The organism is Rhodopseudomonas sp. (assembly GCF_048594845.1).
Taxonomy (GTDB): domain Bacteria; phylum Pseudomonadota; class Alphaproteobacteria; order Rhizobiales; family Xanthobacteraceae; genus Rhodopseudomonas.
Window position 1 is genome coordinate 30,464 of the sequence record NZ_JBMDXE010000161.1, and the last position, 22,961, is coordinate 53,424.

The 22,961-nt window shown below is 65.8% G+C and carries 20 protein-coding genes, 1 tRNA gene and 1 riboswitch; of the genes, 12 read left to right on the top strand and 9 right to left on the bottom strand.

Translation table 11 applies throughout. The annotated features are described in order from the left end of the window. Positions 1 to 64: 64 nt before the first annotated feature. Positions 65 to 565, top strand: a complete 501-nt coding sequence (locus ACOJTD_RS10075) for a nuclear transport factor 2 family protein (protein WP_420132782.1) — start codon at positions 65 to 67, stop codon at positions 563 to 565. Between the two features lie 70 nt (positions 566 to 635). Next, entirely contained in the window at positions 636 to 1,448 is an 813-nt protein-coding gene (locus ACOJTD_RS10080) for an enoyl-CoA hydratase (protein WP_420132783.1), read from the top strand. Positions 1,449 to 1,784: 336 nt separating this feature from the next. Here the strand turns inward: ACOJTD_RS10080 and ACOJTD_RS10085 are convergent. Continuing rightward, a tRNA-Ala gene (locus ACOJTD_RS10085) sits at positions 1,785 to 1,860 on the bottom strand. A gap of 201 nt (positions 1,861 to 2,061) precedes the next feature. On the opposite strand from ACOJTD_RS10085, the gene ACOJTD_RS10090 reads away from it, so the two are divergent. From ACOJTD_RS10090 to folD, 3 genes are all read left to right on the top strand, one after another. Next, on the top strand, positions 2,062 to 2,352 hold the full coding sequence (locus ACOJTD_RS10090; RefSeq protein ID WP_054163027.1) for a YggT family protein: 291 nt from the start codon (positions 2,062 to 2,064) through the stop codon (positions 2,350 to 2,352). Between the two features lie 28 nt (positions 2,353 to 2,380). After that, complete coding sequence (locus ACOJTD_RS10095; protein ID WP_054163026.1) at positions 2,381 to 2,704, top strand: DUF167 domain-containing protein; 324 nt, start codon at positions 2,381 to 2,383, stop codon at positions 2,702 to 2,704. Between the two features lie 86 nt (positions 2,705 to 2,790). Continuing rightward, positions 2,791 to 3,678 carry a bifunctional methylenetetrahydrofolate dehydrogenase/methenyltetrahydrofolate cyclohydrolase FolD gene (gene folD, locus ACOJTD_RS10100; protein ID WP_420132784.1) on the top strand — a complete coding sequence of 296 codons (888 nt, stop codon included), beginning with the start codon at positions 2,791 to 2,793 and terminating at the stop codon, positions 3,676 to 3,678. 187 nt (positions 3,679 to 3,865) lie between these two features. Here the strand turns inward: folD and ACOJTD_RS10105 are convergent, their stop codons facing one another. The 5 genes from ACOJTD_RS10105 to typA form a co-directional block, all read right to left on the bottom strand. After that, positions 3,866 to 5,347: a M20 family peptidase gene (locus ACOJTD_RS10105; protein ID WP_420132785.1), complete on the bottom strand. Its 1,482-nt coding sequence runs from the start codon at positions 5,345 to 5,347 to the stop codon at positions 3,866 to 3,868. Between the two features lie 31 nt (positions 5,348 to 5,378). Beyond that, the gene (ppa, locus tag ACOJTD_RS10110; RefSeq protein ID WP_420132786.1) at positions 5,379 to 5,924 is read right to left on the bottom strand and encodes an inorganic diphosphatase; all 546 of its coding nucleotides are present in this window, start codon (positions 5,922 to 5,924) and stop codon (positions 5,379 to 5,381) included. Between the two features lie 98 nt (positions 5,925 to 6,022). Next, on the bottom strand, positions 6,023 to 6,532 hold the full coding sequence (locus ACOJTD_RS10115) for a GNAT family N-acetyltransferase (protein ID WP_420132787.1): 510 nt from the start codon (positions 6,530 to 6,532) through the stop codon (positions 6,023 to 6,025). 168 nt (positions 6,533 to 6,700) lie between these two features. Beyond that, the gene (locus ACOJTD_RS10120; protein WP_420132788.1) at positions 6,701 to 7,954 is read right to left on the bottom strand and encodes a flavin monoamine oxidase family protein; all 1,254 of its coding nucleotides are present in this window, start codon (positions 7,952 to 7,954) and stop codon (positions 6,701 to 6,703) included. Positions 7,955 to 8,074: 120 nt separating this feature from the next. Continuing rightward, complete coding sequence (gene typA, locus ACOJTD_RS10125) at positions 8,075 to 9,898, bottom strand: translational GTPase TypA (protein ID WP_420132789.1); 1,824 nt, start codon at positions 9,896 to 9,898, stop codon at positions 8,075 to 8,077. Between the two features lie 611 nt (positions 9,899 to 10,509). Continuing rightward, a riboswitch (cobalamin riboswitch) is annotated at positions 10,510 to 10,708 on the top strand. A gap of 105 nt (positions 10,709 to 10,813) precedes the next feature. Between typA and ACOJTD_RS10130 the strand changes: the two genes are divergently transcribed. Together ACOJTD_RS10130 and ACOJTD_RS10135 are read left to right on the top strand one after the other, a co-directional pair. Continuing rightward, the gene (locus ACOJTD_RS10130; RefSeq protein WP_420132790.1) at positions 10,814 to 13,084 is read left to right on the top strand and encodes a TonB-dependent receptor; all 2,271 of its coding nucleotides are present in this window, start codon (positions 10,814 to 10,816) and stop codon (positions 13,082 to 13,084) included. Between the two features lie 2 nt (positions 13,085 to 13,086). After that, positions 13,087 to 14,532, top strand: a complete 1,446-nt coding sequence (locus ACOJTD_RS10135; protein ID WP_420132791.1) for a PepSY domain-containing protein — start codon at positions 13,087 to 13,089, stop codon at positions 14,530 to 14,532. A 12-nt stretch (positions 14,533 to 14,544) separates the two neighbouring features. Here the strand turns inward: ACOJTD_RS10135 and ACOJTD_RS10140 are convergent, their stop codons facing one another. Then, positions 14,545 to 15,978, bottom strand: a complete 1,434-nt coding sequence (locus ACOJTD_RS10140) for a TAXI family TRAP transporter solute-binding subunit (protein ID WP_420132792.1) — start codon at positions 15,976 to 15,978, stop codon at positions 14,545 to 14,547. A gap of 170 nt (positions 15,979 to 16,148) precedes the next feature. Between ACOJTD_RS10140 and ACOJTD_RS10145 the strand changes: the two genes are divergently transcribed. After that, positions 16,149 to 16,454, top strand: a complete 306-nt coding sequence (locus tag ACOJTD_RS10145) for a 4a-hydroxytetrahydrobiopterin dehydratase (protein ID WP_420132793.1) — start codon at positions 16,149 to 16,151, stop codon at positions 16,452 to 16,454. A gap of 77 nt (positions 16,455 to 16,531) precedes the next feature. Beyond that, the gene (locus ACOJTD_RS10150) at positions 16,532 to 16,906 is read left to right on the top strand and encodes a YkvA family protein (RefSeq protein WP_420132794.1); all 375 of its coding nucleotides are present in this window, start codon (positions 16,532 to 16,534) and stop codon (positions 16,904 to 16,906) included. A 24-nt stretch (positions 16,907 to 16,930) separates the two neighbouring features. Here ACOJTD_RS10150 and ACOJTD_RS10155 read toward each other — a convergent pair whose 3' ends face one another. Continuing rightward, positions 16,931 to 17,554 carry a TetR/AcrR family transcriptional regulator gene (locus ACOJTD_RS10155; RefSeq protein WP_420132795.1) on the bottom strand — a complete coding sequence of 208 codons (624 nt, stop codon included), beginning with the start codon at positions 17,552 to 17,554 and terminating at the stop codon, positions 16,931 to 16,933. 154 nt (positions 17,555 to 17,708) lie between these two features. On the opposite strand from ACOJTD_RS10155, the gene ACOJTD_RS10160 reads away from it, so the two are divergent. Then, entirely contained in the window at positions 17,709 to 19,877 is a 2,169-nt protein-coding gene (locus ACOJTD_RS10160) for a phytoene desaturase family protein (protein ID WP_420132796.1), read from the top strand. A gap of 115 nt (positions 19,878 to 19,992) precedes the next feature. Here the strand turns inward: ACOJTD_RS10160 and ACOJTD_RS10165 are convergent, their stop codons facing one another. After that, positions 19,993 to 20,967, bottom strand: a complete 975-nt coding sequence (locus ACOJTD_RS10165) for an NADPH:quinone oxidoreductase family protein (protein ID WP_420132797.1) — start codon at positions 20,965 to 20,967, stop codon at positions 19,993 to 19,995. A gap of 232 nt (positions 20,968 to 21,199) precedes the next feature. On the opposite strand from ACOJTD_RS10165, the gene ACOJTD_RS10170 reads away from it, so the two are divergent. Both ACOJTD_RS10170 and ACOJTD_RS10175 read left to right on the top strand, forming a co-directional pair. After that, entirely contained in the window at positions 21,200 to 22,036 is an 837-nt protein-coding gene (locus ACOJTD_RS10170; RefSeq protein ID WP_420132798.1) for an SDR family oxidoreductase, read from the top strand. A gap of 155 nt (positions 22,037 to 22,191) precedes the next feature. Then, the gene (locus ACOJTD_RS10175; protein ID WP_420132799.1) at positions 22,192 to 22,782 is read left to right on the top strand and encodes an invasion associated locus B family protein; all 591 of its coding nucleotides are present in this window, start codon (positions 22,192 to 22,194) and stop codon (positions 22,780 to 22,782) included. Positions 22,783 to 22,961 lie beyond the last annotated feature (179 nt).

The window sequence follows — 22,961 nt, forward strand, 5'->3', positions numbered from 1 at the left end:
GCCTGATCTGCTCTAGTCTTCACGCAAGCGTCGGCACCATGACCGGCGCAGCAGGGGAGGCGGCATGACCAGCGAGGACTTCGCGCGGCTGTTGGAAGAGTTCACCCGCTCGGCCGAATCCGGCGACGGCGCCCGCTTCGCGGCGCATTTCACCGAAGACGCGGTGTATCACGACTACATCTACGGCCCGCACACCGGCCGCGCCGATATCGCCCAGATGATGCAGGGCCTGTTTCACCGCGACGCGACTGATTATCGCTGGGAGATGTTCGATCCGGTCTGCGACGGCACGCAGGGCTACGCCTGGTCGCTGTCGAGCTTCACCTCGACCATTCCGGATTTCGCCGGTCGCCGTGTGGTGATCGACGGCATGAGCCGCTTCGTGCTGCGCGACGGCCTGATCGCCGAGTATCGCGAGTCCGTCAATGGCGGCGTGGCCATGCAGCAGCTCGGCGTCGCGCCGGAGCGCATGGCCAAAGTATTCGGGCGCTGGTCCGGCTGGCTGCAGGAGCGGCCGGAAACCAAAGCCTATCTGGCGCGTCCGAAAGGCTCGCGCCGCGGCTGATCAGCTCCAACGACTTCATCAAGACGGCCCGATCAAGGGCGCAACAAAAGCAAGAAAGGGAGACACGCCGATGAGCACTGAGCACATCCTCTACGAGGTCGCGGATCGGATCGCCACCATCACGCTGAATCGGCCGGACCGGATGAACGCCTGGACGCCGGTGATGGAGCGGGAGGTGCGAGAGGCGATGGAGAGCGCCGCAGCGGACAGCGAGGTGCGGGTGATCGTGCTGACCGGTGCGGGCCGCGGCTTCTGCGCCGGCGCCGACATGGAGGTGCTGCAGAAGATCGACCCGGCCGACATCCGCCGCGCCTCGGCGCTGCCGGCGTTCGACATGAATCGCCGGCCGGACTGGCAGACGCGCTATGCGTTCTATCCATCAATCGGCAAGCCGATCATCGGCATGCTCAACGGCGCCACCGCCGGTATCGGCCTGGTGCACGCGCTGTATTGCGACGTCCGGTTCGCCGCCGACACTGCGGTGTTCACCACGGCCTTCGCGCGACGCGGGCTGATCGCCGAGCACGGCATTTCCTGGATGCTGCCGCGCATCGTCGGTCACGCCAATGCGCTTGACCTGTTGCTGTCGGCCCGGCGCGTGTCGGCCGACGAGGCGCTGCGGATGGGGCTGGTCAATCGGCTGTACCCGGCCGATCAACTGCGCGAGCACACCTACGCCTATGCGCGCGATCTCGCCGACAACGTTGCGCCGGCCTCGATGCGGGTGATCAAGCGTCAGCTCTACGAGGTGCCGTTCCAGACTCTTGCCGAAGCGACCATCGAGGCCAATCGCGAGATGACGCTGTCGCTCGCCAGCGACGACTTCAAGGAAGGCGTCGCCAGCTTCGTCGAAAAGCGTCCGCCGCAGTTCAAGAGTGCATGAGAGACGCGACGAGGTCGGTGCTCGAAATCGGGCATCGACAACACCACACATCATGCCCGGACTTGTTCCGGGCATCTACGCCTTCCACCGGTTGACCTCAGTAAAGGCGTGGATGGCCGGGCCTTCGCCGCGCCGAAGGGGCTTCGGCCCGCAGGCGGGACAAGCTCGGCCATGACGAGAGGAAGGTGCTTAAGTCTGAAGTTTTGGGGGCGTCGGTGCTGGGATTGTTGCTGCGCGAGGCCGGTTAGCGGCCCGTCTTCGCCCTGCGGGCTACGTCGCGGCAGCCTTCGCGAACGATCGGCTTGCCGAGCCGAAGCTGGCAAAGCCAGCGAAGGCTGGTGGAGCCAGGCGGGATCGAACCGCCGACCTCGTCATTGCGAACGACGCGCTCTCCCAGCTGAGCTATGGCCCCTCCGCGGTCGGTGCGCGGGGCACCGATCAGCGAACGCCGCCATTTACAGTGCCGACGAACGCCAAGTCAAGGACGTGCGGCAGCTTCCGACACGTCATTGTCATTGGGCTTTATTGCCTTGAGTTCCCTTGTTTGGGCGTGAGCGAACCGATATTTACGGCACAGCCCTTCCGCGTTCGAACCCGCGAGCTTTTCCCCGTCATGCGCGCCATTCTCGACATCATCCTCATCATTCTCGATCTGTACATCTGGCTGCTGATCGCCTCGGCGATTCTGTCCTGGCTGATCGCCTTCAACGTCGTGAACACCCGCAACCAGTTCGTCTCGGCGGTGTCGGAATTCCTTTACCGGATCACAGAGCCGCTGCTGGCGCCGATCCGGAATCTGCTGCCGTCGCTCGGCGGTCTCGACATCTCGCCGATCATCCTCATCCTGATCATCATGTTCCTGCAGCGGGTGATCACCTATTACATCTACCCCGCGGTGTTCTGAGCCGCGGCCGAACGGCCTCGGAGTTTCCATGGCGGAGGCTTGGCGGTATTCTGCTCAGGGTGTGGCCGTGGCGGTGCGGGTCACGCCGCGGGGCGGCCGGGACGACATCGACGGGGTCGAGACGCTGTCGGACGGCCGCAGCGTCGTGAAGGTCCGGGTCCGGGCGATCGCCGATGGCGGCGAGGCCAACCGGGCGGTGATTGAACTGCTGGCCAAATCGCTTGGTGTCGCCAAGCGTGACGTCCGGTTGTTGTCGGGGGCGACGTCCCGGCAAAAACAGATCGCGGTCGACGGCGATCCGAAGAAGCTCGGCGAGGCGCTGCGCCAACTGACGGCAGCAAAGCCCGACTGAGCCGATCGAACGGGAGGCCCTCGAGGGCGCAAGGCATTCGCCTCTCCGGCCGGAGAGGCTTTTTGTTTCGACTCGGAGGGGACCACATGACTGCCCGGATCATCGACGGAAAAATCATCTCAGCCGATCTTCGGGCCCGCGTGGCCGCCGAGGTCGCACGGATCAAGACCGATCACGGCATCACGCCGGGTCTCGCGGTGGTGCTGGTCGGCAGCGATCCGGCCTCGGAGGTCTATGTCCGCTCCAAGCACAAGCAGACACAGGAAGCCGGGATGGCGTCGTTCGAGCACCGGCTGCCGGCCGACGTGCCGCAGGACGAACTGCTGGCGCTGATCGGCAAGCTCAACGCTGATCCGGCGGTGCACGGCATCCTGGTGCAATTGCCGCTGCCCAAGGGGCTCGATTCCACCGCGGTGATCGACGCGATCGATCCGGCCAAGGATGTCGACGGCCTCAACCCGACCAATGCGGGCCGGCTCGCCTCGGGCCTGTTCGCGCTGACGCCGTGCACGCCGCTGGGCTGCATCATCATGGCCAAGCAGGTGCACAATTCGCTCGAGGGCATGAATGCCATCGTGATCGGTCGCTCCAATCTGGTCGGCAAGCCGCTGGTGCAGCTGCTGCTCAACGAGAACGCCACCGTGACGATCGCGCATTCGCGCTCGCGCGATCTGCCGGCGCTGTGCCGTCAGGCCGATTTGGTGTTCGCCGCGGTTGGCAAGGCCGAGATGGTGAAGGGGGACTGGATCAAGCCGGGCGCCACCGTGATCGACGTCGGCATTAACCGCACGCCGTCCCCGGATGGCGGCAAGGACAAGCTGCTCGGCGACGTCGCGTTCAACGAAGCGAAGGAAATCGCCGGCGCCATTACGCCGGTCCCCGGCGGCGTCGGGCTGATGACGGTGGCGTGCCTCCTGGTCAACACTGTCCGCGCCGCCAGCGCGATCCATGGATTGCCGAAGCCGGCTGTGTAAGCGGGCGTGACGGTCGCGGCTTACACGGCTGCCTCCCCGCCGTCATACGCGGGCTTGACCCGCGTATCCATCGCGCGCGGACGCGCGCGAAAGAACTCATTTCACGAAGAAGATGGATGGCCGGGTCAAGCCCGGCCATGACGACTCGTATAATAGTCTGCCACGGCGGTAATCGACGATGTCAGGTTCAGCCCGCCGTCGCCTGCATCAGCCGGACGTAGAACCGGATCATGTCCGCGTAGTTCTTGATGCTGAGGCGCTCGTTGGTGCCGTGGAAGCGCTTGAGGTCTTCCGACGTGGCGCGGACCGGCGAGAACCGGAAGATGTTATCGGCGATGTCCGCATAGTGCCGTGAGTCCGTCGCGGCGATCATCAGGCCCGGCGCGACGATGACATCGGGGAAGACCTCGCGGATGGTGCGGTTGAGCGTCGCATAGGCCGCGCCGGCGGTGCCGGTCACCGGCGGCGGGTCGAAATTGCCGTCGAACGGCTTGATCTCGATCTTGTCGTCGGCGACGCTGGTGCGGACGTGATCGGTGATGCTGACCTGGGTGTCGCCGGGTAGCAGGCGGAAATTGACGCTGGCTTCTGCGACGCCGGGTAGCACGTTGTCCTTGTCGCCGGCGTTGAACACGGTCAGCGCCGTCGAGGTCTGCACCATCGCGGCGGTGGCGCCGCTCTTGGCGAATTCGCGCAGCAGCAGCGGCCGGAACAGCCACAGATTCGACAGCACCACGCGGTTGAGGCCGCGCATCTCCGGCGCCAGCGTGTCGAACATTTCAGCCACCGAGCCGCGAATCCGCATCGGCAGCCGGTTGTCCTCGAGATGCGTCAGCCCGGCCGCCAGCATGCCGATCGCCGTGTCGCGCGGCGGCATCGACGAATGGCCGGGCGTGCCGCGCGCGGTCAGCACCAGCGTGGCATAGCCTTTCTCGGCGACGCCGATCAGCGCGGCCGGCTGATCGAGACCCTTCATCACGCCGTCGGTGATCAGCAGGCCCTCATCGAGCACGAAGTCGAGTCGCACGCCGCGGGACGCGAGCAGTTGGGCGATCTGCCGTGCGCCGCGCAGTCCGGAAACTTCCTCGTCATGGCCGAACGCGAAATAGATCGTGCGCTTCGGCCGGAAGCCCTGCTTGGCCATCAGCTCGGCGGCTTCGAGCATGGCGTAGAGGTTGCCCTTGTCGTCCCACGAGCCGCGGCCCCAGACAAAGCCGTCGGCGATCACGCCGTCGAACGGCTTGTGCTCCCAATCCTGTTCGGTGCGCGGCGCGATCGGCACGACATCCTGGTGCGCCAGTAGTGCAATCGGCTTGGCGGCAGGATCGGAGCCCTGCCACGTGTAGAGCAGGCTCTTGCCGTTGACGACCTCACGCTGCGCGGCGGCGTGCAGCGCCGGGAAGCTTGCCTGGATGTGGGCCTGTAGCCCACGCAGCGCTTCGGCGTCCTGCTCGGGATTGAGAAAGTTGGAGATCGTCTGGAAGCGGATCGCTTCGGCAAGCCGCTGCGCCGCGCCGGATTCGTCGATCGCGATCGGCGGCACGGCCTCGACCGCGATCTGGCGCGAGGGCTGCCGGTAGGCGTTGTACGCCAACACGGCTGCAAGGCCGGTGACCGCGACCAGCGCGATCACCACGATGTTGCGGACCCATTTCAGCAGACGGCGCATCGCAGTCTCCCTGGTGGCCGCCGCAGGGGCTTCAGGCTTTCTTCGCCTTCGCAGCGTTCGCGCGCTCGATGCCCTCGAGGATCAGCTTGTGCGCGTCCTCGGCGCCGCCCCAGCGCAGCACCTTCACCCATTTGCCGGGCTCGAGGTCCTTGTAGTGCTCGAAGAAGTGCTGGATCTGGTGCAGCGTGATCTCGGGCAGGTCCGAATAGGTCTTGATGCGATCGTAGCGCTGGGTCAGCTTCGACGACGGCACCGCGATGATCTTCTCGTCGTGGCCGGCCTCGTCGCTCATGAACAGCACGCCGACGGGGCGCACGCTCATCATGGCGCCAGGCACAATGCCGCGGGTGTTGGCAACCAGCACGTCGCAGGGGTCGCCGTCGTCCGACAGCGTGTGCGGAATGAAGCCGTAATTTCCCGGATAGCGCATGGCGGTATAAAGAAACCGATCCACCACCAGGGTGCCGGCGTCCTTATCCATTTCGTATTTGATCGGTTCGCCGCCGACGGGGACCTCGATGATCACGTTGACATCATGAGGCGGGTTGACGCCGACGGGAATTGCGTCGAGACGCATCGGGTACTCCGGGTGATAAGATTACAGGGGCATCCCGAATAGCCCGAGCCCGAGCCGTTCGCCAGCGCAAACGTCAGCGGCGCGGTGCCAAAATAGCGTCAGTTGCTCCAGGCGAACGCAACTTTGTCGAGCGACTTCTCGCCGAACCGCTCCGACGAGCGCGCCACCATCCGGCCGCCCAGCGCGCGATAGAATTCGGTCGCGGGCTCGTTCTCGGACAGCGCCCAGATCACCATGCTCTTGAGGCCGCTCTGCACCAGATCGCGGCGCGCGGCGGAGAACAGCCGGCTGCCGAAGCCCAGGCCCTGAAATTCGGGGCGCAGATACAGTTCGTAGATCTCGCCGTCGAAGTGCAGGCTGCGGGCTCGGTTGCGGCCGTAATTGGCATAGCCGGCGACCTTGTCGCCGAAGCACAGCACGCTGACCCGGCTGCCCTTGCGGATCGCCGAGTCCCACCAGGTCGGACCACGGCGATTGATCAGCTTTTCCAGCTCGGCCCCGGGGATGATCCCCTGATAGGCGGACCGCCAGGCTTCGTCATGGGTGGCGGCGACCGCGGAAGCGTCCGCAGCCCTGGCCGGCCGAACCTCGATCAGCGTTGTGCTCATGACGCCGATCAAAGCAAGTCAGGGGCGCGGCTTCAAGGTCCAACCTTAATTATCGGTTAACATGTGGACTTTCTGCACCACACGGTACGTATCTGTTCCGAAATTGGACAGATCGCCGGCGCACCAGCGAGTTTGCGTTGCAACGTCCGTCCGGAAAGCCGGCGGGCGCTACGACGAAGCGGTCTGCCCGAGCACTTCGCGCGCAGCGCGTTCCCCCGAATCGCGAGCGCCGTGAGCCGTGGAGAAGAATTGCGGCGATGTCGCCTCGCCGGCGAAGAACAGCCGGCCGTCCACCGCTGTAGCAAGTACCGCGCGGGCACCGGCATGGCCGGGCAGCGCGTGGGAGTAAGCGCCGCGTGCGAACGGATCGTGCGCCCAGCGCGATTCCGCCAGCGGCGTCAGCTTGCGGCGGATGTCGTTGCCGAGCAATGCCGCGATCTCGTCGATTGCCTGCGCCGCAAATGCGCCGTCCCCGGCGTCCTCCAGCTCCCGCGCGAAGCGGCCGCCGAAGAAGCCTTCGATGCAATCATTGCCGAACGGACGTAAGTGATAGGTGCCCATCGCGGTGCGCATCGTCGCCGCACGCAAATTGCCGTCGGCGGGAAAGCCGTTCGGGTCCGACAGCTTCAGCATCACCTTGTCGTCGACACCGAGCGGCAGGTTGCGCGCGGCCTCGATCTTGGTGGGTAGTTCGGGCATGAACCGGACCGCCTCGTCGGCGATCAAATTCGTCGGCACCGTGACGATTACTTTGCCGGCGGTGAGCGTCCCTTTGGTCGTCGTGAGTTTGACGTTCAGGCCGCGGTGGTCGATCAGTTCGACTGCGCAGTTCAGGATCACCGGGCAGGCCGCGCCATAGGCCGCGACCAGCGAGCCGTAGCCATCGCGGATGCGCCAGTTAATGCCGGTGTCGCGATAAGCTTCGAGATCGTGGATCGAGACGCGATCGAGTTCGGCGCCGTTCACGTAGGTCGAGACCGCGTCGATCATCGGATTCCACGGGTCGCCCGGCTTGAGGAGAGTCGCAGCGGGAGCGTCCGGATTCTTCTTCGACGCGCGCCAGACCCGGTCGTAGAAGGTATCGATCGCCTTGCTGAAGGCGGCGCGCTCGCGTTTTGGAAATACGTCGCCGAAGCTCGCTTCGCCCCACGGCGGATGCGTCTTGTCGATGCCGATGCCGAGTTGCTGGGCGATGCCAACGAAGGAGTTCTCGTCCGCCGAATGCAGCCAGCCGCAGCCGACGTCGAAGGCGATCTCGGGCGTCACCTGCCTGGTGTAGGCGCGGCCGCCGATCCGGTCGCGCGCTTCCAGCACGATCACCGACAGGCCCGAGCCTTCCAACGCGCGGGCTGCGCCCAGCCCGGCGGCGCCGGCGCCGATGATGGCGACATCGATGGTGGAAGGGAAACTCTGCTCAGGCATAACGGGCCAACTCTATCATGCGCATCACGGCACCAGGATGTCGTCACGCGTTCCGGAAACGACAATGCCCGGCACGTGGCCGGGCATTGAGGCGGTGAGAGCCGTTCGGATTGCTGGCGATTAGGCGACCGCCTGCTTGCTCTTCTCGGCGCGCTTGCGCTCGTTGGGATCGAGCAGGCGCTTGCGCAGCCGGATCGACTTTGGCGTGATCTCGACCAGCTCGTCGTCTTCGATATAGGCCAGCGCCTTTTCCAGCGTCATCCGGATCGGCGGCGTCAGGCGCACCGCTTCGTCCTTCGAGGTGGTGCGGATGTTGGTAAGCTGCTTGCCCTTGAGGACATTGATCTCGAGATCGTTGTCGCGGGTGTGCTCGCCGACGATCATGCCCTTGTAGACCTTCCAGCCGGGCTCGATCATCATCGGGCCGCGGTCTTCCAGCTTGAACATCGCGTAGGCGACCGCCTCGCCCTGATCGTTGGAGATCAAGACGCCGTTGCGGCGGCCCTGGATCTCGCCGCGATACGGCAGGTAGTTGTGGAACAGCCGGTTCATGATGGCCGTGCCCTTGGTGTCGGTCATCAGTTCGCCCTGGTAACCGATCAGGCCGCGGGTCGGCGCGTAGAACACCAAGCGCAGACGGTTGCCGCCCGAGGGCCGCATCTCGATCATCTCGGCCTTGCGCTCGCTCATCTTCTGAACGACGACGCCGGAGAACTCCTCGTCGACGTCGATCACGACTTCCTCGACCGGCTCCAGCAGCTGGCCGTTCTCGTCGCGGGTCAGCACCACGCGCGGACGCGACACGCTGAGCTCGAAACCCTCGCGGCGCATGTTCTCGATCAGGATCGCGAGCTGCAATTCGCCGCGGCCCGACACTTCCATCGCGTCCTTGTCGGCGGATTCGACGACGCGCAGCGCGACGTTGCCTTCGGCTTCACGCATCAGGCGGTCGCGGATCAGGCGGCTGGTGACCTTGTCGCCTTCGGTGCCGGCGAGCGGCGAGTTGTTGACGATGAACGACATCGACACGGTCGGCGGATCGATCGCCTGCGCCTGGATCGCGGTATCGACGGCCGGATCGCAGAAGGTGTCGGCGACGGTGCCCTTGGTCAGGCCCGCGATCGCGACGATGTCGCCGGCTTCGGCGAAGTCGAGCGGCACGCGCTCGAGGCCGCGGAAGGCCAGGATCTTGGTGATGCGGCCTTGCTCGACCAACTTGCCGTCGCGCGACAGCACCTTGACGGCCTGGTTCGGCTTCAACGTGCCGGAGGCGATGCGGCCGGTGATGATGCGGCCGAGATAGGGGTTGGCTTCCAGGATGGTGCCGAGCAGCCGGAACGGGCCGTCTTCGACGACCGGCGGATGCACATGCTTTAGCACCAGCTCGAACAGCGGCTTCATGCCTTCGCTGGAATCGCCGTCCGGCTTGTCCGACATCCAGCCGTTCTTGCCCGAGCCGTACAGGATCGGGAAGTCGAGCTGCTCGTCAGTGGCATCGAGCGCGGCGAACAGGTCGAACACCTCGTTGACCACTTCAGTGACGCGGGCGTCGGAGCGGTCGACCTTGTTGATGGCGACGATCGGCTTGAGGCCGAGCTTGAGCGCCTTGCCGACCACGAATTTGGTCTGCGGCATCGGGCCTTCAGCGGCGTCGACCAGCACGATCACGCCGTCGACCATCGACAGGATGCGCTCGACCTCGCCGCCGAAGTCGGCGTGGCCGGGGGTGTCGACGATGTTGATCTGGGTGTCTTCCCACTGCACCGAGGTGCACTTGGCCAGAATGGTGATGCCGCGCTCACGCTCGAGATCGTTGGAGTCCATCGCCCGTTCGACCTGGCGCTGGTTGTCGCGATAGGTGCCGGACTGCTGCAGCAGCTTGTCGACGAGGGTCGTCTTGCCGTGGTCGACGTGGGCGATAATGGCGATGTTTCGGAGGTTCATGTTGTCTCTGTCGGGTCCTGCGGCCGGTTGCCAATCGTCAGCGCGATTGCAGGCACACCAGCGGAGGCGCCGGAGGCGCGCCGCAGTCTGCCTATGTCTGAAACGCGTGGGGCAATTCCAAAAAACAGGCCCGGCCGATCAGGGGCCGGGCACTTGCACGCGTTGCGACGCAATATACGCAAAAATCACGAAATAACAATGACGATCGGGATTTCTCGGATTTCTCCTTCGCGGTCCAAGGCTTGGGGCGCATCGTGGGGGCTTCCCTGCGCACCGCTCCGCGGCGGCGCGCCGGTAATTGACATGTCGGCGTTTTGAAAGGGGCGTCGGACTTTTAGATCGGTCTTTCGACGACGAGACTTGCGCTGGTTATCTCCAAGGCGAAGGGGAGCAGAGTTGGCTTGCGGTTCCATTATGTAACGTTATAACGTTACATAAACCTGCTCCGGTTCTTGCAACAGGCTTCCTTATGTTTCCTCTCCGACCCTCTGCTGGCGATCCTCCGGCTCGCGCCAGCCAACCAGCGTTCTCCTGTCTCTCCTCGTCCCCAACGCCTACAAGCGAAGGGAGAGGCATCGCTGCCGGTTCGTTGACAGCCGAGGAGGCCCTCACATACGGTAGTGCGCGACGGTTCCCGCAAGGGATCAATAGGGAATGCGGTGCGGGGTCTTGCGACCCCAATGCCGCAGCTGCCCCCGCAACTGTAAGCGGCGAGCCTTTCGCCAAGCGCCACTGGGCCTCAAACCCGGGAAGGCGGCGAAAGGCGGCGACCCGCGAGCCAGGAGACCTGCCGTCAGTCGTGGTCACACGCGAGCACGTCGGGCGGGGTGTCCTGATGGGTGTCGAACTGCGGCGTCACGCGTCGCGGCCAGACCTCGTTCGCGGTGACGTGCCACGTTTGCCGCGAGCAAAATCATGAGTCCTGTTCTCAACGCCGCCGGGCGCAACCGGCGCCTGCTGTCGTCCGTCGCACTCGTTTCCCTGATCTGGCCGGTCGCCGGCCATGCCCAGTCCGCCTCGCGCGGCCTCGATCCGATCGTGGTCGAAGGCCAGAGCGCGCGGCCGTCGAAGCCGCGCGCCGCTGCCATTGCCGGATCTGCGCGCCAGCGCCGTGCCGCCGCGCGTCCTGCGGCTGCTCCGGCGCCTTCGCCAACGCAGGCCGCGACGGCCAGCACGGCCGTCCCGCCGACCTTCAATCTCGGCACGCCTGCCTCGAGCGCGAGCCGGCTCAATCTGACGCCGCTGCAGACGCCGGCCAGCGTCGAAGTCATTGCCGCCGACACCATCGCCGAACGCGGCCAGCACAGCGTGATCGACGCGGTGACGCAGAACGCCACCGGTTTCACCGCCAGCCCCGCGCCGGGCAATGGCGGCCTCGCCTTCAACACTCGCGGCTTCACCGGCAACGGCACCGTGATGTCGCTGTACGACGGCACAAGGATGTATGTCGGCTCCGGCACCATGACCTATCCGTTCGACACCTGGACGGCGCAGCGCATCGAAGTTCTGCGCGGTCCGGCCTCGGTGATGTACGGCGAGGGCGCGATCGGCGGCGCCATCAACGTGATCTCGAAGAAGCCCTCGTGGCTGCCGCGCAACGAGGCCGAGATTTCGCTCGACACCAACATGACGCGGCGGCTCGCCGTCGACAGCACCGGGCCGATCAATCCCAATGTCAGTTACCGGCTCGCCGCGATCGGCAACATGTCGGACGGCTGGGTCGATCGTGACAAAACCTCGAACGTCGCGGTGTCCGGATCAATTCGGGTGCAGGCCGCCGACAACCTCGCCTTCACGCTCAGCGAGGACTACGCCGATCGCAGCCCGTCACGCTATTTCGGCACGCCGCTGGTCAATGGCCAGCTCGACGAATCGCTGCGCTTCCAGAACTACAATGTCGGCGACGCCTCGATCCGCTATCGCGACAACTGGACCCAGCTCAAGACCGAATGGGACGCCGCCGAAGGCGTGTCGGTCAAGAACGTCACCTATTATCTCAGCACCCACCGGCACTGGAAGGATGTCGAGAGCTACGCCTACAGTCCGGCGACCGGGATTATCAACCGCAGCTCCTATATCGAGATCTTTCACGATCAGGAGCAGCTCGGCAGCCGAACCGACGCGACCTTCAAGGGTCATCTGTTCGGCCTCGCCAACGAATTCGTCGCCGGCTTCGACGTCAACCGCATCGCCTTCACGCACACCAACAACTCGCCTTATGCGGGCACGTCGTCGGTCACGCCGTATAATTTCGACCCCGGTTACTTCCTGCCGGTCAGCCCGACGCGGCCGAGCTTCCATACGCTGACCACGCAATACGGCTTGTTCGCCGAGAACCGTCTCAGTCTGACCGATCAGTTGTCGCTGGTCGGCGGCGTGCGGTCGGATCATCCGACAGTGGAGCGCACCGACTTCCTGACGCCCTCGAACAGCTTCGAGAAGACCTATTCGGCGCCGAGCTGGCGCGCCGGACTGGTCTACACGCCGATCAAGGATCTGGCGTTCTACGGGCAGTATTCGACAGCGGTCGACCCGGTCACCAACCTGATCACCATGACCGGCGTCAACCGCGACTTCGCGCTGTCGACCGGCAAGCAGGTCGAGATCGGCGTCAAGCAGCAGCTCGCAGGCGGCCGCGCCGAATGGACGCTGGCGGCGTATCAGATCGTCAAGAACAACCTGCTGGCGCGGGACCCGCAGAATCCCGCCAACACCAATCCGCTGCAGATCGGTCAGCAATCCTCGCGCGGCATCGAGGCGTCGGCGGGGTTGAAAGTCACGGAGACCTTGCGGCTCGATGCCAATGTGGCGGTGCTGCGTGCCAAATACGACGACTTCGTTCAGGTCGTCGGTGGCCAGGCGGTGAACTATGCCGGCAACGTACCGGCCAACGTCCCGCAGGTCGTCAGCAACATCTGGGCGACCTGGGCATTCGCGCCGGGCTGGTCGGCCAATGCCGGCGTACAGCTCGTCGGCGACACTTGGGCCGATAACGCCAATACACTGGTGCGGCCGGCCTACAATGTCGTCAATGCAGGGTTGATGTGGAAGCCCGATGCGCAGCAGACGTTCGCGCTGCGCGTCTACAATCTGTTCGACACGGTCTACACGACGTCGGGCAACACCTCGCAATGGCTGCTCGGCATGCCGCGCACCGCCGAACTTTCGTACAACGTGAAGTTCTGACGGTGCGCTCCGCCGTGCGGCGGCTGAAGCGGTGGCTGTATCTCGGCCACCGCTGGCTCGGCATCGCGACCTGTGTGCTGTTCGGGATCTGGTTCGTCTCGGGCGTGGTGATGATGTACGTCGCCTTCCCGAATTTCACGATCAGCGAACGCCGCGCAGCGCTCCCCGACCTCGCCTGGTCGCGCGTCGCGCTGTCGCCCGATCAGGCAATGGCCGCGGCCGGGCTGTCGCGCTATCCGCGCGAATTGCGGCTGACGATGCTGGACGGCGAGCCGGTGTATCGGATCTTGGACTGGAAAGGGCCGCGGCAAACGATCTCCGCTGTCACCGGCCACGCGATCACCGGCATCACCACAGGGCAGGCGCTCGCGGTCGCGCGGCATCATCCGGCGGCTGTCGCTCCGCGTCTGCTCGGCACCGTCGATCGCGACCAATGGAGCGTAACGGCGCGGTACGATCCGGACCGGCCGCTGGTTTTGGTCGATGTCGGCGATGCCGCCGGCACTGAACTCTACGTGTCGTCACGCAGCGGCGAGATCGTGCTGGATACCACCCAGCATGAGCGGGTCTGGAACTGGCTCGGGGCGATTCCGCACTGGATCTATCTCACCGTGCTGCGCCGGGACGCGCCGCTATGGCGTCAGGTGGTGATCTGGATTTCCGGCATCTGTATGGTCACGGCGGTCAGCGGTCTCTGGATCGGCCTGCTCCGCTCCGGCCTGCGCCGCCGTTACGCGGGCGAACGTGTCACGCCGTATCGCGGCTGGATGGCGTGGCACCACATCGTCGGACTGGTTGCCGGCGTAGTCGTGCTGACCTGGATGTTCTCGGGCTGGCTGTCGATGAATCCGTTCGGCTGGTTCGCCGGCCGCGGCGATCGCAGCGAAGCCCTGCAGCGCTACGCCGGTCATGATGCGCCGACCTTCACGGTCGCGCTGCCGGCGCGCGAGCGGCCCGGCGTCGTCGAGGCGCGCTTCGTTTGGGTGGATGGCGCGCCGCTGCTGGTGTTGGCCCATCGCGACGGCTCGCAGAGCGTGGTCGATCCGGTCAGCGGTGCGGCGGTCGCATTGCCGGAGGATCGGCTGTTCGCGGCCGCGGTCCGGTTGCTTCCTGGGGCGGTGCTCACGTTGCAGCAGCGGCTCGATCAGCCCGATCTATATTGGTACACGCATCATCAGCAGCGGCTGCTGCCGGTGCTGCGCGTCGGCTTCGACGATCCGGCGCAGAGCTGGGTCTATGTCGATCCGGCCACTGGCGAGATCATCGGCTGGAGCGATCGCAGCGCGCGGGTCCGACGGTGGCTGTTCAACGCGCTGCACAGCTTCGACTTGCCGCCGCTGATCGCCTATCGGCCGGCTTGGGATATCGTGGTGATCGTGCTGTCACTGGCGGGGCTGCTGATATCGGCCAGCGGCATCGTGATCGGCTGGCGGCGGCTGACGCGCTGAGCGTCGGCCGTCTCACACAGCCTGCGGCCGTACCGGGCGGATCGCCGGCGTGGGCGGCTCCGCCGCGAGCAGCATCTTGCGATCAGCGACGGCGTTGTGGAACTGCTCCAGCGCGATGCTGAAGGCAGTGAGCGCGGCGCTGTCGATCGCGCCGTTCTCATAGGAGTCGAGCGTGTCGCGCAGGATGGCATCAGCCTCGGTCTGCATCGCGTCGAGCTCGTCGCAGGAGTCGCAGCGACGCGCAGTGGCCAGCATATCCAGCAAGCGGTCGCGCTGCGAGACGTTGGTGTTGCGTTCGTCCTTGCGCAGATAGCTGGCGAACCAGGCGCCGATCGAACCGGTCGCCGACAGGCCCATCAGCGAGAACCAGATCAGGTCGCTGTAGCGGTCGAGGAAGCTCTTCTCGTCGCCGTCCACATAGGCGGCGGCTCCGGGCTGCACCGGGATCACCGCGTCCTTGTCGGTGTCCGGCGTCTCGATCTTTGCGGCCAGCGGATTTTCCGTCATCACGGTTTGCCGCGCGGTGAACAGCTGCTGCGTGAAGCTGGCGATGGTGCTGTCCGGCACGCCGTCGCGCGCCACGATGTAGTGCGAAAAGCTGATCGTCTTGATGTCGTCGCCGGGCCGCACCGGCGCGCCGCCGAAGGCACCCGCAGGGATCGTGGCGGATTCGTAGGTCGGATGGTTGGCGGCCAGCGCTTCCGAGGAATCGATGCCCAGGAACACCGGCTCGCGCCCCGAAGACGCGGTGGCCGCGAGCGCTTCGCTGATCACTTTGCTGTTCAACGGGCCCGCGGCCAGGAAGGCATCGACTTTGCGGTTCTGCACCGCGTCGGCGACATCGCCGACGGCAAGCTGAACGCTCTCCACCTTGCCGGGATCGACGCCGTATTGCTGCAGAATCACCCGCAGCAGCCCCGCATTGGCCTCGGTGCGCCCTATCACGCCGACCCGCTTGCCGACCAGCTGGGTGATTTCGGTAATGCCTCCGGCCGGCTTGCGCTTGCTGCCGGCGCGTCCGGGGGCCCACAGCACCGCGAGGTTCTTATGCAGCACCGCCACTGAGCGGGCGTTGCGCGGCACCGGCAGATCGCCGCGGATCACCGCCAGATCCGCCGCGTTGGTGCGCAGCGCGGATGCGCTCGCCGCCGGACCGTCGGTGACGATCGAGCGCATCCGTACTGTGTTGCGCTCGCGGGAAAACACCTGCGCTAGGGCCTGGATCAGCCGGACATCGTCACTGCCCTGCGGACCGACCGCGATCTTCAGCGTCGCCGGACGCATCGCAAAGTAATAGCCTGCGCTCAACGCGCCCACCAGCGCGAGGATCGCGGCCAGCGAGATCAGCGTCATTCTCCGGCGCACGGGGCGCGGAGCGCTATGTAGCAAAGGGTCCACCGACTCGGTCTCGTCCGTCGACCGGGCGAACAATCGCATGTGTTCCATCCCCGGTCAGGACCCCATGTTAGCAGTTCCAATGCGGCCGGTGTCAGTTCCGTTCCGCGCATCGCGACCGATATGGTGAACGACGACGCGGCCGGTGTATTTGGCCTTGGCTTTGTGGCGAACTCGGCGCGGGCGACGCGCGCCTGATAACGTTGACGTGAGGAGACGACATGGTGGAGCGATTGACGGCGACGGAACGGCAGGCCGCCTTGCAGGCGCTGACTGGTTGGCAGGACGCAGAGGGGCGCGATGCGATCGTCCGGACCTTCACGTTCAGGGATTTCAACGAGGCGTTCGGCTTCATGACGCGCGTGGCGCTCGTCGCCGAGAAGAATGACCACCATCCGGAATGGCGCAACGTCTACAAGACGGTCGAAGTCGTGCTGACCACCCACGACGCCGGCGGTGTCACCCGCCGCGACGTGGCGCTCGCCGAAGCGATGAATGCGATCGCAGCTCAGCTTGGCGTGGCCTGACGCTGCTTGCGGCGGCGCCCATGCGACCCCACATCCCTGGTCGCTCAGGTGAAATTCCGCGGGCGCGGAGGGACGCGATGACGACGGAACATAGTGTTGGGTTCGAGCCGGCCGACAAGCTCGCGCAGGATCCCGAAACGCTGCGCCGACGGTTCTGGCACAAGATCAAGCGCGTCGCTGCGCATCTTCCGTTCGCCGAGGATATCCTCGCGGCATATTATTGCGCGTTCGACCGCCAGACGCCGCGGCATGTCCAGGTCGCGCTGCTCGGGGCCATCGCGTATTTTGTGCTGCCGTTCGATTTCGTGCCGGACATCCTGCCGGTGCTCGGCTTCACCGACGACGCCGCGATACTCGCGGCTGCGCTTCGCATGGTTGCCAGCAACATCACCCCGGCGCACCGCGAAGCCGCCCACGCCGCGATCCAGCGCGGCCTGCAGGACGAGGCGTAAGGCGTCGCAAACTTTCGCGGCACATCAAGCTGTCTCCATCATGCGTTCCATGGCGCGCCGTGCCAGTGCTGCGCGCTCGATGATCGCATCGGCTGTGAGTGGCGGATCGGTCGCCAGCAGCGCCTGCAACTGTGAAAAGCCGATCAGCACCGAGAAGAACACGCCGATCAGCATGCCGATGTCGTCACGGCGGATGATGCCGTGGGCGGCCGCCTGATCGAAGAACCGCGTCACCGCCTGCATCACCGGCTGCCGGCCGTGGGCATCGAGTTCGCGCGCCACGCTCGCGCCGCCGCGTCCGGCCTCGGCGATGGCCAAGCGATACATCGCGGTCCGCTCCGGGTGGAGAAACTCGGTGAGGAAACCGCGGCCGAACATCTCCAGCACGGCCAGAAATTGCGTGCGGTCTCGCGCCTCCGGCAAATCGGGTGAGGGCTGCATCTTCTGGCTGCCGTAGCGCACCAGCGCCACCAGGATGTCCTGCTTGCTGGCGAAGTACGCGTACAGCGTCCGCTTCGAGGTCTTCGCCCGGCGCACGATCTCGGCGGTGGTTGCCGCGTCGAAGCCTTTCTCGACGAACACGTCGAACGCCGCCTGCAGGATTGCGCTGCGCCGCGGATCATCGTTTTTCTTGTTGTCTTCCAGCATCTTGGTGCCGTTGGTCGCAGGTCTGGAGATTCCGGTACCAATCGGTACCGGATGTGATATGAATTTGGTACCTGATGGTACCGGGCGTTGCGGTGACGTCAACCCCGCGGCGCCGTGAAAACTTCCGGCTGCTGGGCAAGGCGCGGAGGCTGCAATGAAGACCTTCCTAACCGTCAAACTGGTACTGGTGCCATTCGCAGTGTTCTGGGCGCTGCTGGCGCTGCACCTGCCGGGCGCCGCGATCTGGTGCGGGTTGCTGCTGTCGCTGGCCGGCAATGCCTGGCGTCTGTGGCGCCGTGAGCTGTTCGTGCTCGAATCCGGCGGTCTCGTGCTGTTCGCCGGCCTTGCGGCGCTGCTGCTGATCGCGCCGGACGTTGCCGCCGCCCACGCGCTTTGGCTGTCATTTGCCGGCCTGTCGGCGATCAGCGCCGCGAGCCTCATTGCGCGGCGGCCGTGGACGGCCGATTACTCCCGTGCGGCCTATCCGTCGAATGCGGCCACGCCGCAGTTCTTCCTCGTCAACGCTGCCATCACCGGGCTGTGGGCCGTCCTGTTCGGAGTCATCGCCGCCTGCCGTTACGCCGGCGTGCCCAGCGAAGTGATCACCGCACTCGTCACCGGTGGGGCGCTGGTGTCGATCTTCGGGCCCAGGCTCGCAATCCGGCTGGTGCTGCAACGAATGGCTACCGCTCGGGAGACCTATCGCTGGCCCGCGCCGTCGTTCGACAGCGATCCATCCGCCGATTGCGACGTCGTGGTGATCGGCGCCGGCATCGGCGGATTGACCGCGGCCGCGCTGCTGGCCGATGCGGGGCTCAAGGTCAAGGTGTTCGAGCAGCACGTCGTCGCCGGCGGCTATTGTCACAGCTATCTGCGTAAGGCGCATCATGGCGGACGGCCGGTGTTGTATCGATTCGACGCCGGTCCGCACGACTTCTCCGGCGTGCATCCGGGCGGCCCGTTCAACCGCCTGCTGCAACGGCTCGGCGTTGCCGACCGCATCGTGTGGGAGCGGGTGACCCAGAGCTTTCAAACCGAGACCGGCCTGCTCGACGTGCCGGCGGACTGGCGCGATTACGTCCGCGTGCTCGGCGCGCGGTTTCTGGACTCGGCCGCCGGCATTGCGACGCTGTTCGCCGAGATCAAGGCGATCCTCGACGACATGTTCGCCACCGGCGACAGCAATGGTGGCATCCCGGGGCCGCCGACAACGGTCGAGGAACTGCTGGCGTTTCCGCGACAGCACCCCCACGCCTACACCTGGATGAACCGGCCGTTTGCCGACCTGGTCGCCGCGCATGTGCGCGACCCCGCCGCCGTGGCGGTGATCAACGGCCTGGCCGGCTACATGGGCGACGGCAGCGAGTCGTTCACCTGCGCCCGGATGGTGCCGATCTTCGGTTACTACTTCCATGGCGGCTACTATCCGCGCGGCGGCTCGAGCGTCGTCTCGGACGCGCTTGTCGAGGCGATCGAGGGGCGGGGCGGCGAAGTGCGTTTGAAGACGGCGGTGAGAGAGATCCTGGTTGAGGACCAACGCGCCGCGGGCGTGGTGCTCGCCAATGGCGAAACGGTCCGGGCCCGTGCCGTGGTGGCGAATGCAGATCTGAAGCGCACACTGCTCGAACTGGTGCCTCCATCCGCGCTGCCGGACGACTTCCGGACCTACATGGCCAAAGCCACGCCGGCGAATTCCTGCTTCAGCGTACATCTGGGCGTCGATTTCATCCCCGAACTGGGCCCCTCCACGCATCTGCATGCGCCGATGAAGCTCGGCATCGCGATGATGTCGAGGCTCGATCCGTCCGCCGCGCCGGCGGGGCATTCGATCCTGTCGTTGATCGCGCTGGTGCCATTTGCAGAGGCGCAGAGCTGGTTTCCGTCGGAGGGCGGCGGCAACGACTATAAGGCATGGCGGCAGTCCGAAGACTATCTGCGCCGCAAGCGCGAATTCGGTGACCGCATGATCGCCGCCGCCGAAACGGTTATCCCGAACCTGTCGCAGCACATCGTGTATCGCACTGACGCCAGCCCGGTGACCTATGCGCGCTATGACTGGGCGAGCGCCGGTTCGATCTACGGCATGTCGAGCGCCGGCCAACTCAAGGGCTCGAAGACCCCGCTCCGCAACCTGGTGATCGCCGGCGGCGGCAATATCGGCGCCGGCGTCGAAGCGGTGGTGATTTCGGGCGCGCATGCCGCCGAAGCGCTGCTGCCGGGATTGCTGGCGCGCGCTGGCTGCAAAGCAAATGCTCGGGTCAGCCCGTCGACGTCCAAGACTCGTTCCCCGGACAAAGCGGACCGCGCAGCGGTGCGCTGCTGATCCGGGGCCCCGGTTCCGTCGGCCTCAAACCGGGGTCCCGGATCGGCACGGCAGCGCTGACGCGCTGCCGCTAGTCCGGGACACGGCATTGAAGGCCGCGCGTGCGACTTGTTACTTACGGATGCAGGATCACCTTGCCCATGGCCTGCCGGCCGGCGAGCACCTTCAGGGCGTCGGCGGTTTGCGCCAGCGGGAAGGTGCGGTCGACGTGGGACGAGATCTTGCCCTCGGCGGCCCACTTGACGAGCTTATCGAGATTGGCGCGGTTCTTCTCTGGATTGATGCGCGTCCACGCGCCCCAGAACACACCGCGGATGTCGCAGCCCTTCAGCAGCGCGAGGTTGAGCGGCATCTTCGGAATGTCGCCGGCCGCGAAGCCGATCACCAGGAAGCGGCCTTCCCAGGCGATCGAGCGCAGCGCCGCCTCGGCGTAGCTGCCACCGACCGGATCGAAGATGATATCGACGCCCTTGCCGCCGGTCAGCTTCTTCAGCCCTTCCTTGAGGTCTTCCTTCGCGTAGTTCAGCCCCAACTCGGCGCCGTGCTGCTTGGCGAATTCCAGCTTCTCGTCGGACGACGCGCAGGCGATCACCTTGAGGCCCATCAGCTTGCCGAGTTCGCAGGCCGCGAGGCCGGTGCCACCGGCGGCGCCGAGCACCGCCAGCGTCTCGCCGGGCTTCGGGCTGGCGCGATCTTCCAGCGCATGCAGCGCGGTGCCGTAGATGATGAAGATGCCGGCAGCTCGGTCGTAGTCGAGATTGTCGGGAATCTTGACGATCGAGGCGGCCGGCAGCGCGATTTTCTCGCGCGCGCCGTTGTGGCCGCAGGACGCCGCGACGCGGTCGCCCGGTTTCAGATCGGTGACACCTTCACCGACGCTCTCGATCACGCCCGCGACTTCGGCGCCCGGCGAGAACGGGAACGGCGGCTTGATCTGGTACTTGCCCTGGATCATCAGGATGTCGAAGAAATTCAGCGCCGCCGCCTTGATGGCGATCACCGCTTCGCCCGGGCCAGCAACCGGATCAGGAAGCTCGGCATAGTCGAGCTCGTCGGGACCGCAATATTGCCGGCAGAGAATCGCCTTCATGTATCCACCCAGGGTACGAGGTTTGTGATTGCGTGCCGTTGTGCCGGATTTGGCCGCGACGGACAATCGGTTTTGGGCTCTGCGCATTTTCCGCCTCGTCATTGCCGGGCTTGACCCGGCAATCCATCCGGTTTCGAAGAAGATGGATGCCCGGATCAAGTCCGGGCATGACGTCGAGATGCGGGACTACGCAAGCGAATTCCGCTTCACGGGCAATCAAGGGAGATGCGCGATGTTCGAGGCCGGGCTGCTCGCGGGCAAGCGCATCCTGATCACTGGCGGCGGCTCGGGGCTCGGCGCCGCGATGGCGCGGCGGTTTGCCGGGCTCGGCGCGTCGCTGGTGCTGTGCGGGCGGCGCGAGCAGATGCTGCAGGATGTCGCCACTGAGCTGCGTGCAAACGGCGCGGAGGTGGCGACGCAGCGTTGCGACATTCGTGACGCCGACGCGGTCGAGGCGATGCTCGACGCGATCTGGCGCGAGGCGCCGATCGACGTGCTGGTCAACAACGCGGCCGCGACCTTCATCGCCCAGACCGAGCATCTGTCGGCACGCGCCGCCGACGCGATTCTCGGACCGACGCTGCACGGCGCGCTGTATTGTACGCTCGGCGCCGGCCGTCGCTGGATCGAAGCGCAGCGTCCCGGCGTGGTGCTCAGTATTCTGTCGACCTCGACCATCACCGGCCGCGCCTTCACGGTGCCGTCCGCAATGGCCAAGTCCGGCCTATTGGCGATGACCAAGAGCCTTGCGGTGGAGTGGGGGAGCAAGCGCATCCGCACCGTGGCGATCGCGCCCGGGGCCTTTCCGACGCCCGGCGCCTCCGCGCAGCTGCAGCCGCAAGGCCGCAGCGCCGATCCGGCGTCGCGTGCGCCGATCGGCCGCGTCGGCGGCCACGACGAACTCGCCGATCTCGCCAGCTTTCTAATCTCGGACCGCGCCGGCTTCATCACCGGCGAGATGGTGGTGCAGGATGGCGGCGCGCATCTGCGCTCCTCCGGCGCTGAGGATCTGCTCGCCTGGAGCGAAGCCGACTGGGCGGCACATCGCGCGGCGCGGGCAAAATCCTGAACGTACGGCAGCTACCTGCGACACGCCGAAAAGCACCGCAAAGCAGCGGCTCGGCGGCTTTTCCGAATCGTCCCGCGCGGCTATTCCGGGTGACGTGAACAGCCGCTGGCCGCAGGCCATTTTGCAGTCACAATGATAAGGGACCAGACTTGCCCATGAACCTGAGGCGAATGCTGATTGCCGCGATGGCGGGACTGGTGGGATGCGGCGCTGCGAGCGTCGCGATGGCGGCTCCTGCTTCGAAGGGAAAGTCGTCGGCCTCCGAGGCCCGTCCCGCGGCCACCGGCAGCGTCGGGGCCGAGCCGACCCTGATCGGCCAGTTCGGCACCTGGGGCGCCTACATGGCGGCGCCGGGCGGCAAGAAGGTCTGCTTCGTGCTCGCCAAGCCGTCGTCGTCCAAGACCACGCCGGCGAACCGGCCGCGCGATCCGGCCTATGCGTTCATTTCGACCCGTCCGTCCGAGAAGGTCGTCAACGAGGTCTCGGTGATGATCGGCTATCCGCTGAAGCCGGGCTCGGAATCGACCATGGAAGTCGGCGGCGCCTCGTTTGCGATGTACACGCAGGGCGACGGCATCTGGATCAAGAACGCCGCCGAGGAAGACCGGCTGGTCGAGGCGTTGCGGAAGTCGGGCGAGGTCACCGTCAAGGGTGTCTCGGCCAAGGGAACCGCCACCACCGACGTGTTTTCGCTCAAGGGTCTCGCCCAGGCGCTCGACAAGGTGGCGCAGAACTGCGGCGGCTGAGCGCGGCGCGCTGGCCCGCTGCCGCGATTCGCGGCTTTGCAGAACGGCGAAAAAGCCTTATCTGACAGATGATTTTGAGACGCGGGTTGCCCGCGTCGGTGCCTCGTGGTGAGGAGCCCGCGTCAGCGGGCGTCTCGAGCCATGAGATTGTGACCGATCTCGTCCTTCGAGACGCGGCC

What these genes read in the sequence shown, in the direction of transcription:
- typA (WP_420132789.1), bottom strand. Translation starts at nt 9,898, where the DNA reads ATGAACCTCCGAAACATCGCCATTATCGCCCACGTCGACCACGGCAAG.
- ACOJTD_RS10140 (WP_420132792.1), bottom strand. Translation starts at nt 15,978, where the DNA reads ATGGAACACATGCGATTGTTCGCCCGGTCGACGGACGAGACCGAGTCG.
- ACOJTD_RS10175 (WP_420132799.1), top strand. Translation starts at nt 22,192, where the DNA reads ATGAACCTGAGGCGAATGCTGATTGCCGCGATGGCGGGACTGGTGGGA.
- ACOJTD_RS10120 (WP_420132788.1), bottom strand. Translation starts at nt 7,954, where the DNA reads ATGCCTGAGCAGAGTTTCCCTTCCACCATCGATGTCGCCATCATCGGC.
- ACOJTD_RS10160 (WP_420132796.1), top strand. Translation starts at nt 17,709, where the DNA reads ATGAAGACCTTCCTAACCGTCAAACTGGTACTGGTGCCATTCGCAGTG.
- ACOJTD_RS10105 (WP_420132785.1), bottom strand. Translation starts at nt 5,347, where the DNA reads ATGCGCCGTCTGCTGAAATGGGTCCGCAACATCGTGGTGATCGCGCTG.
- ppa (WP_420132786.1), bottom strand. Translation starts at nt 5,924, where the DNA reads ATGCGTCTCGACGCAATTCCCGTCGGCGTCAACCCGCCTCATGATGTC.
- ACOJTD_RS10095 (WP_054163026.1), top strand. Translation starts at nt 2,381, where the DNA reads ATGGCGGAGGCTTGGCGGTATTCTGCTCAGGGTGTGGCCGTGGCGGTG.
- ACOJTD_RS10165 (WP_420132797.1), bottom strand. Translation starts at nt 20,967, where the DNA reads ATGAAGGCGATTCTCTGCCGGCAATATTGCGGTCCCGACGAGCTCGAC.
- folD (WP_420132784.1), top strand. Translation starts at nt 2,791, where the DNA reads ATGACTGCCCGGATCATCGACGGAAAAATCATCTCAGCCGATCTTCGG.
- ACOJTD_RS10155 (WP_420132795.1), bottom strand. Translation starts at nt 17,554, where the DNA reads ATGCTGGAAGACAACAAGAAAAACGATGATCCGCGGCGCAGCGCAATC.
- ACOJTD_RS10145 (WP_420132793.1), top strand. Translation starts at nt 16,149, where the DNA reads ATGGTGGAGCGATTGACGGCGACGGAACGGCAGGCCGCCTTGCAGGCG.
- ACOJTD_RS10130 (WP_420132790.1), top strand. Translation starts at nt 10,814, where the DNA reads ATGAGTCCTGTTCTCAACGCCGCCGGGCGCAACCGGCGCCTGCTGTCG.
- ACOJTD_RS10080 (WP_420132783.1), top strand. Translation starts at nt 636, where the DNA reads ATGAGCACTGAGCACATCCTCTACGAGGTCGCGGATCGGATCGCCACC.
- ACOJTD_RS10115 (WP_420132787.1), bottom strand. Translation starts at nt 6,532, where the DNA reads ATGAGCACAACGCTGATCGAGGTTCGGCCGGCCAGGGCTGCGGACGCT.
- ACOJTD_RS10150 (WP_420132794.1), top strand. Translation starts at nt 16,532, where the DNA reads ATGACGACGGAACATAGTGTTGGGTTCGAGCCGGCCGACAAGCTCGCG.
- ACOJTD_RS10170 (WP_420132798.1), top strand. Translation starts at nt 21,200, where the DNA reads ATGTTCGAGGCCGGGCTGCTCGCGGGCAAGCGCATCCTGATCACTGGC.
- ACOJTD_RS10075 (WP_420132782.1), top strand. Translation starts at nt 65, where the DNA reads ATGACCAGCGAGGACTTCGCGCGGCTGTTGGAAGAGTTCACCCGCTCG.
- ACOJTD_RS10090 (WP_054163027.1), top strand. Translation starts at nt 2,062, where the DNA reads ATGCGCGCCATTCTCGACATCATCCTCATCATTCTCGATCTGTACATC.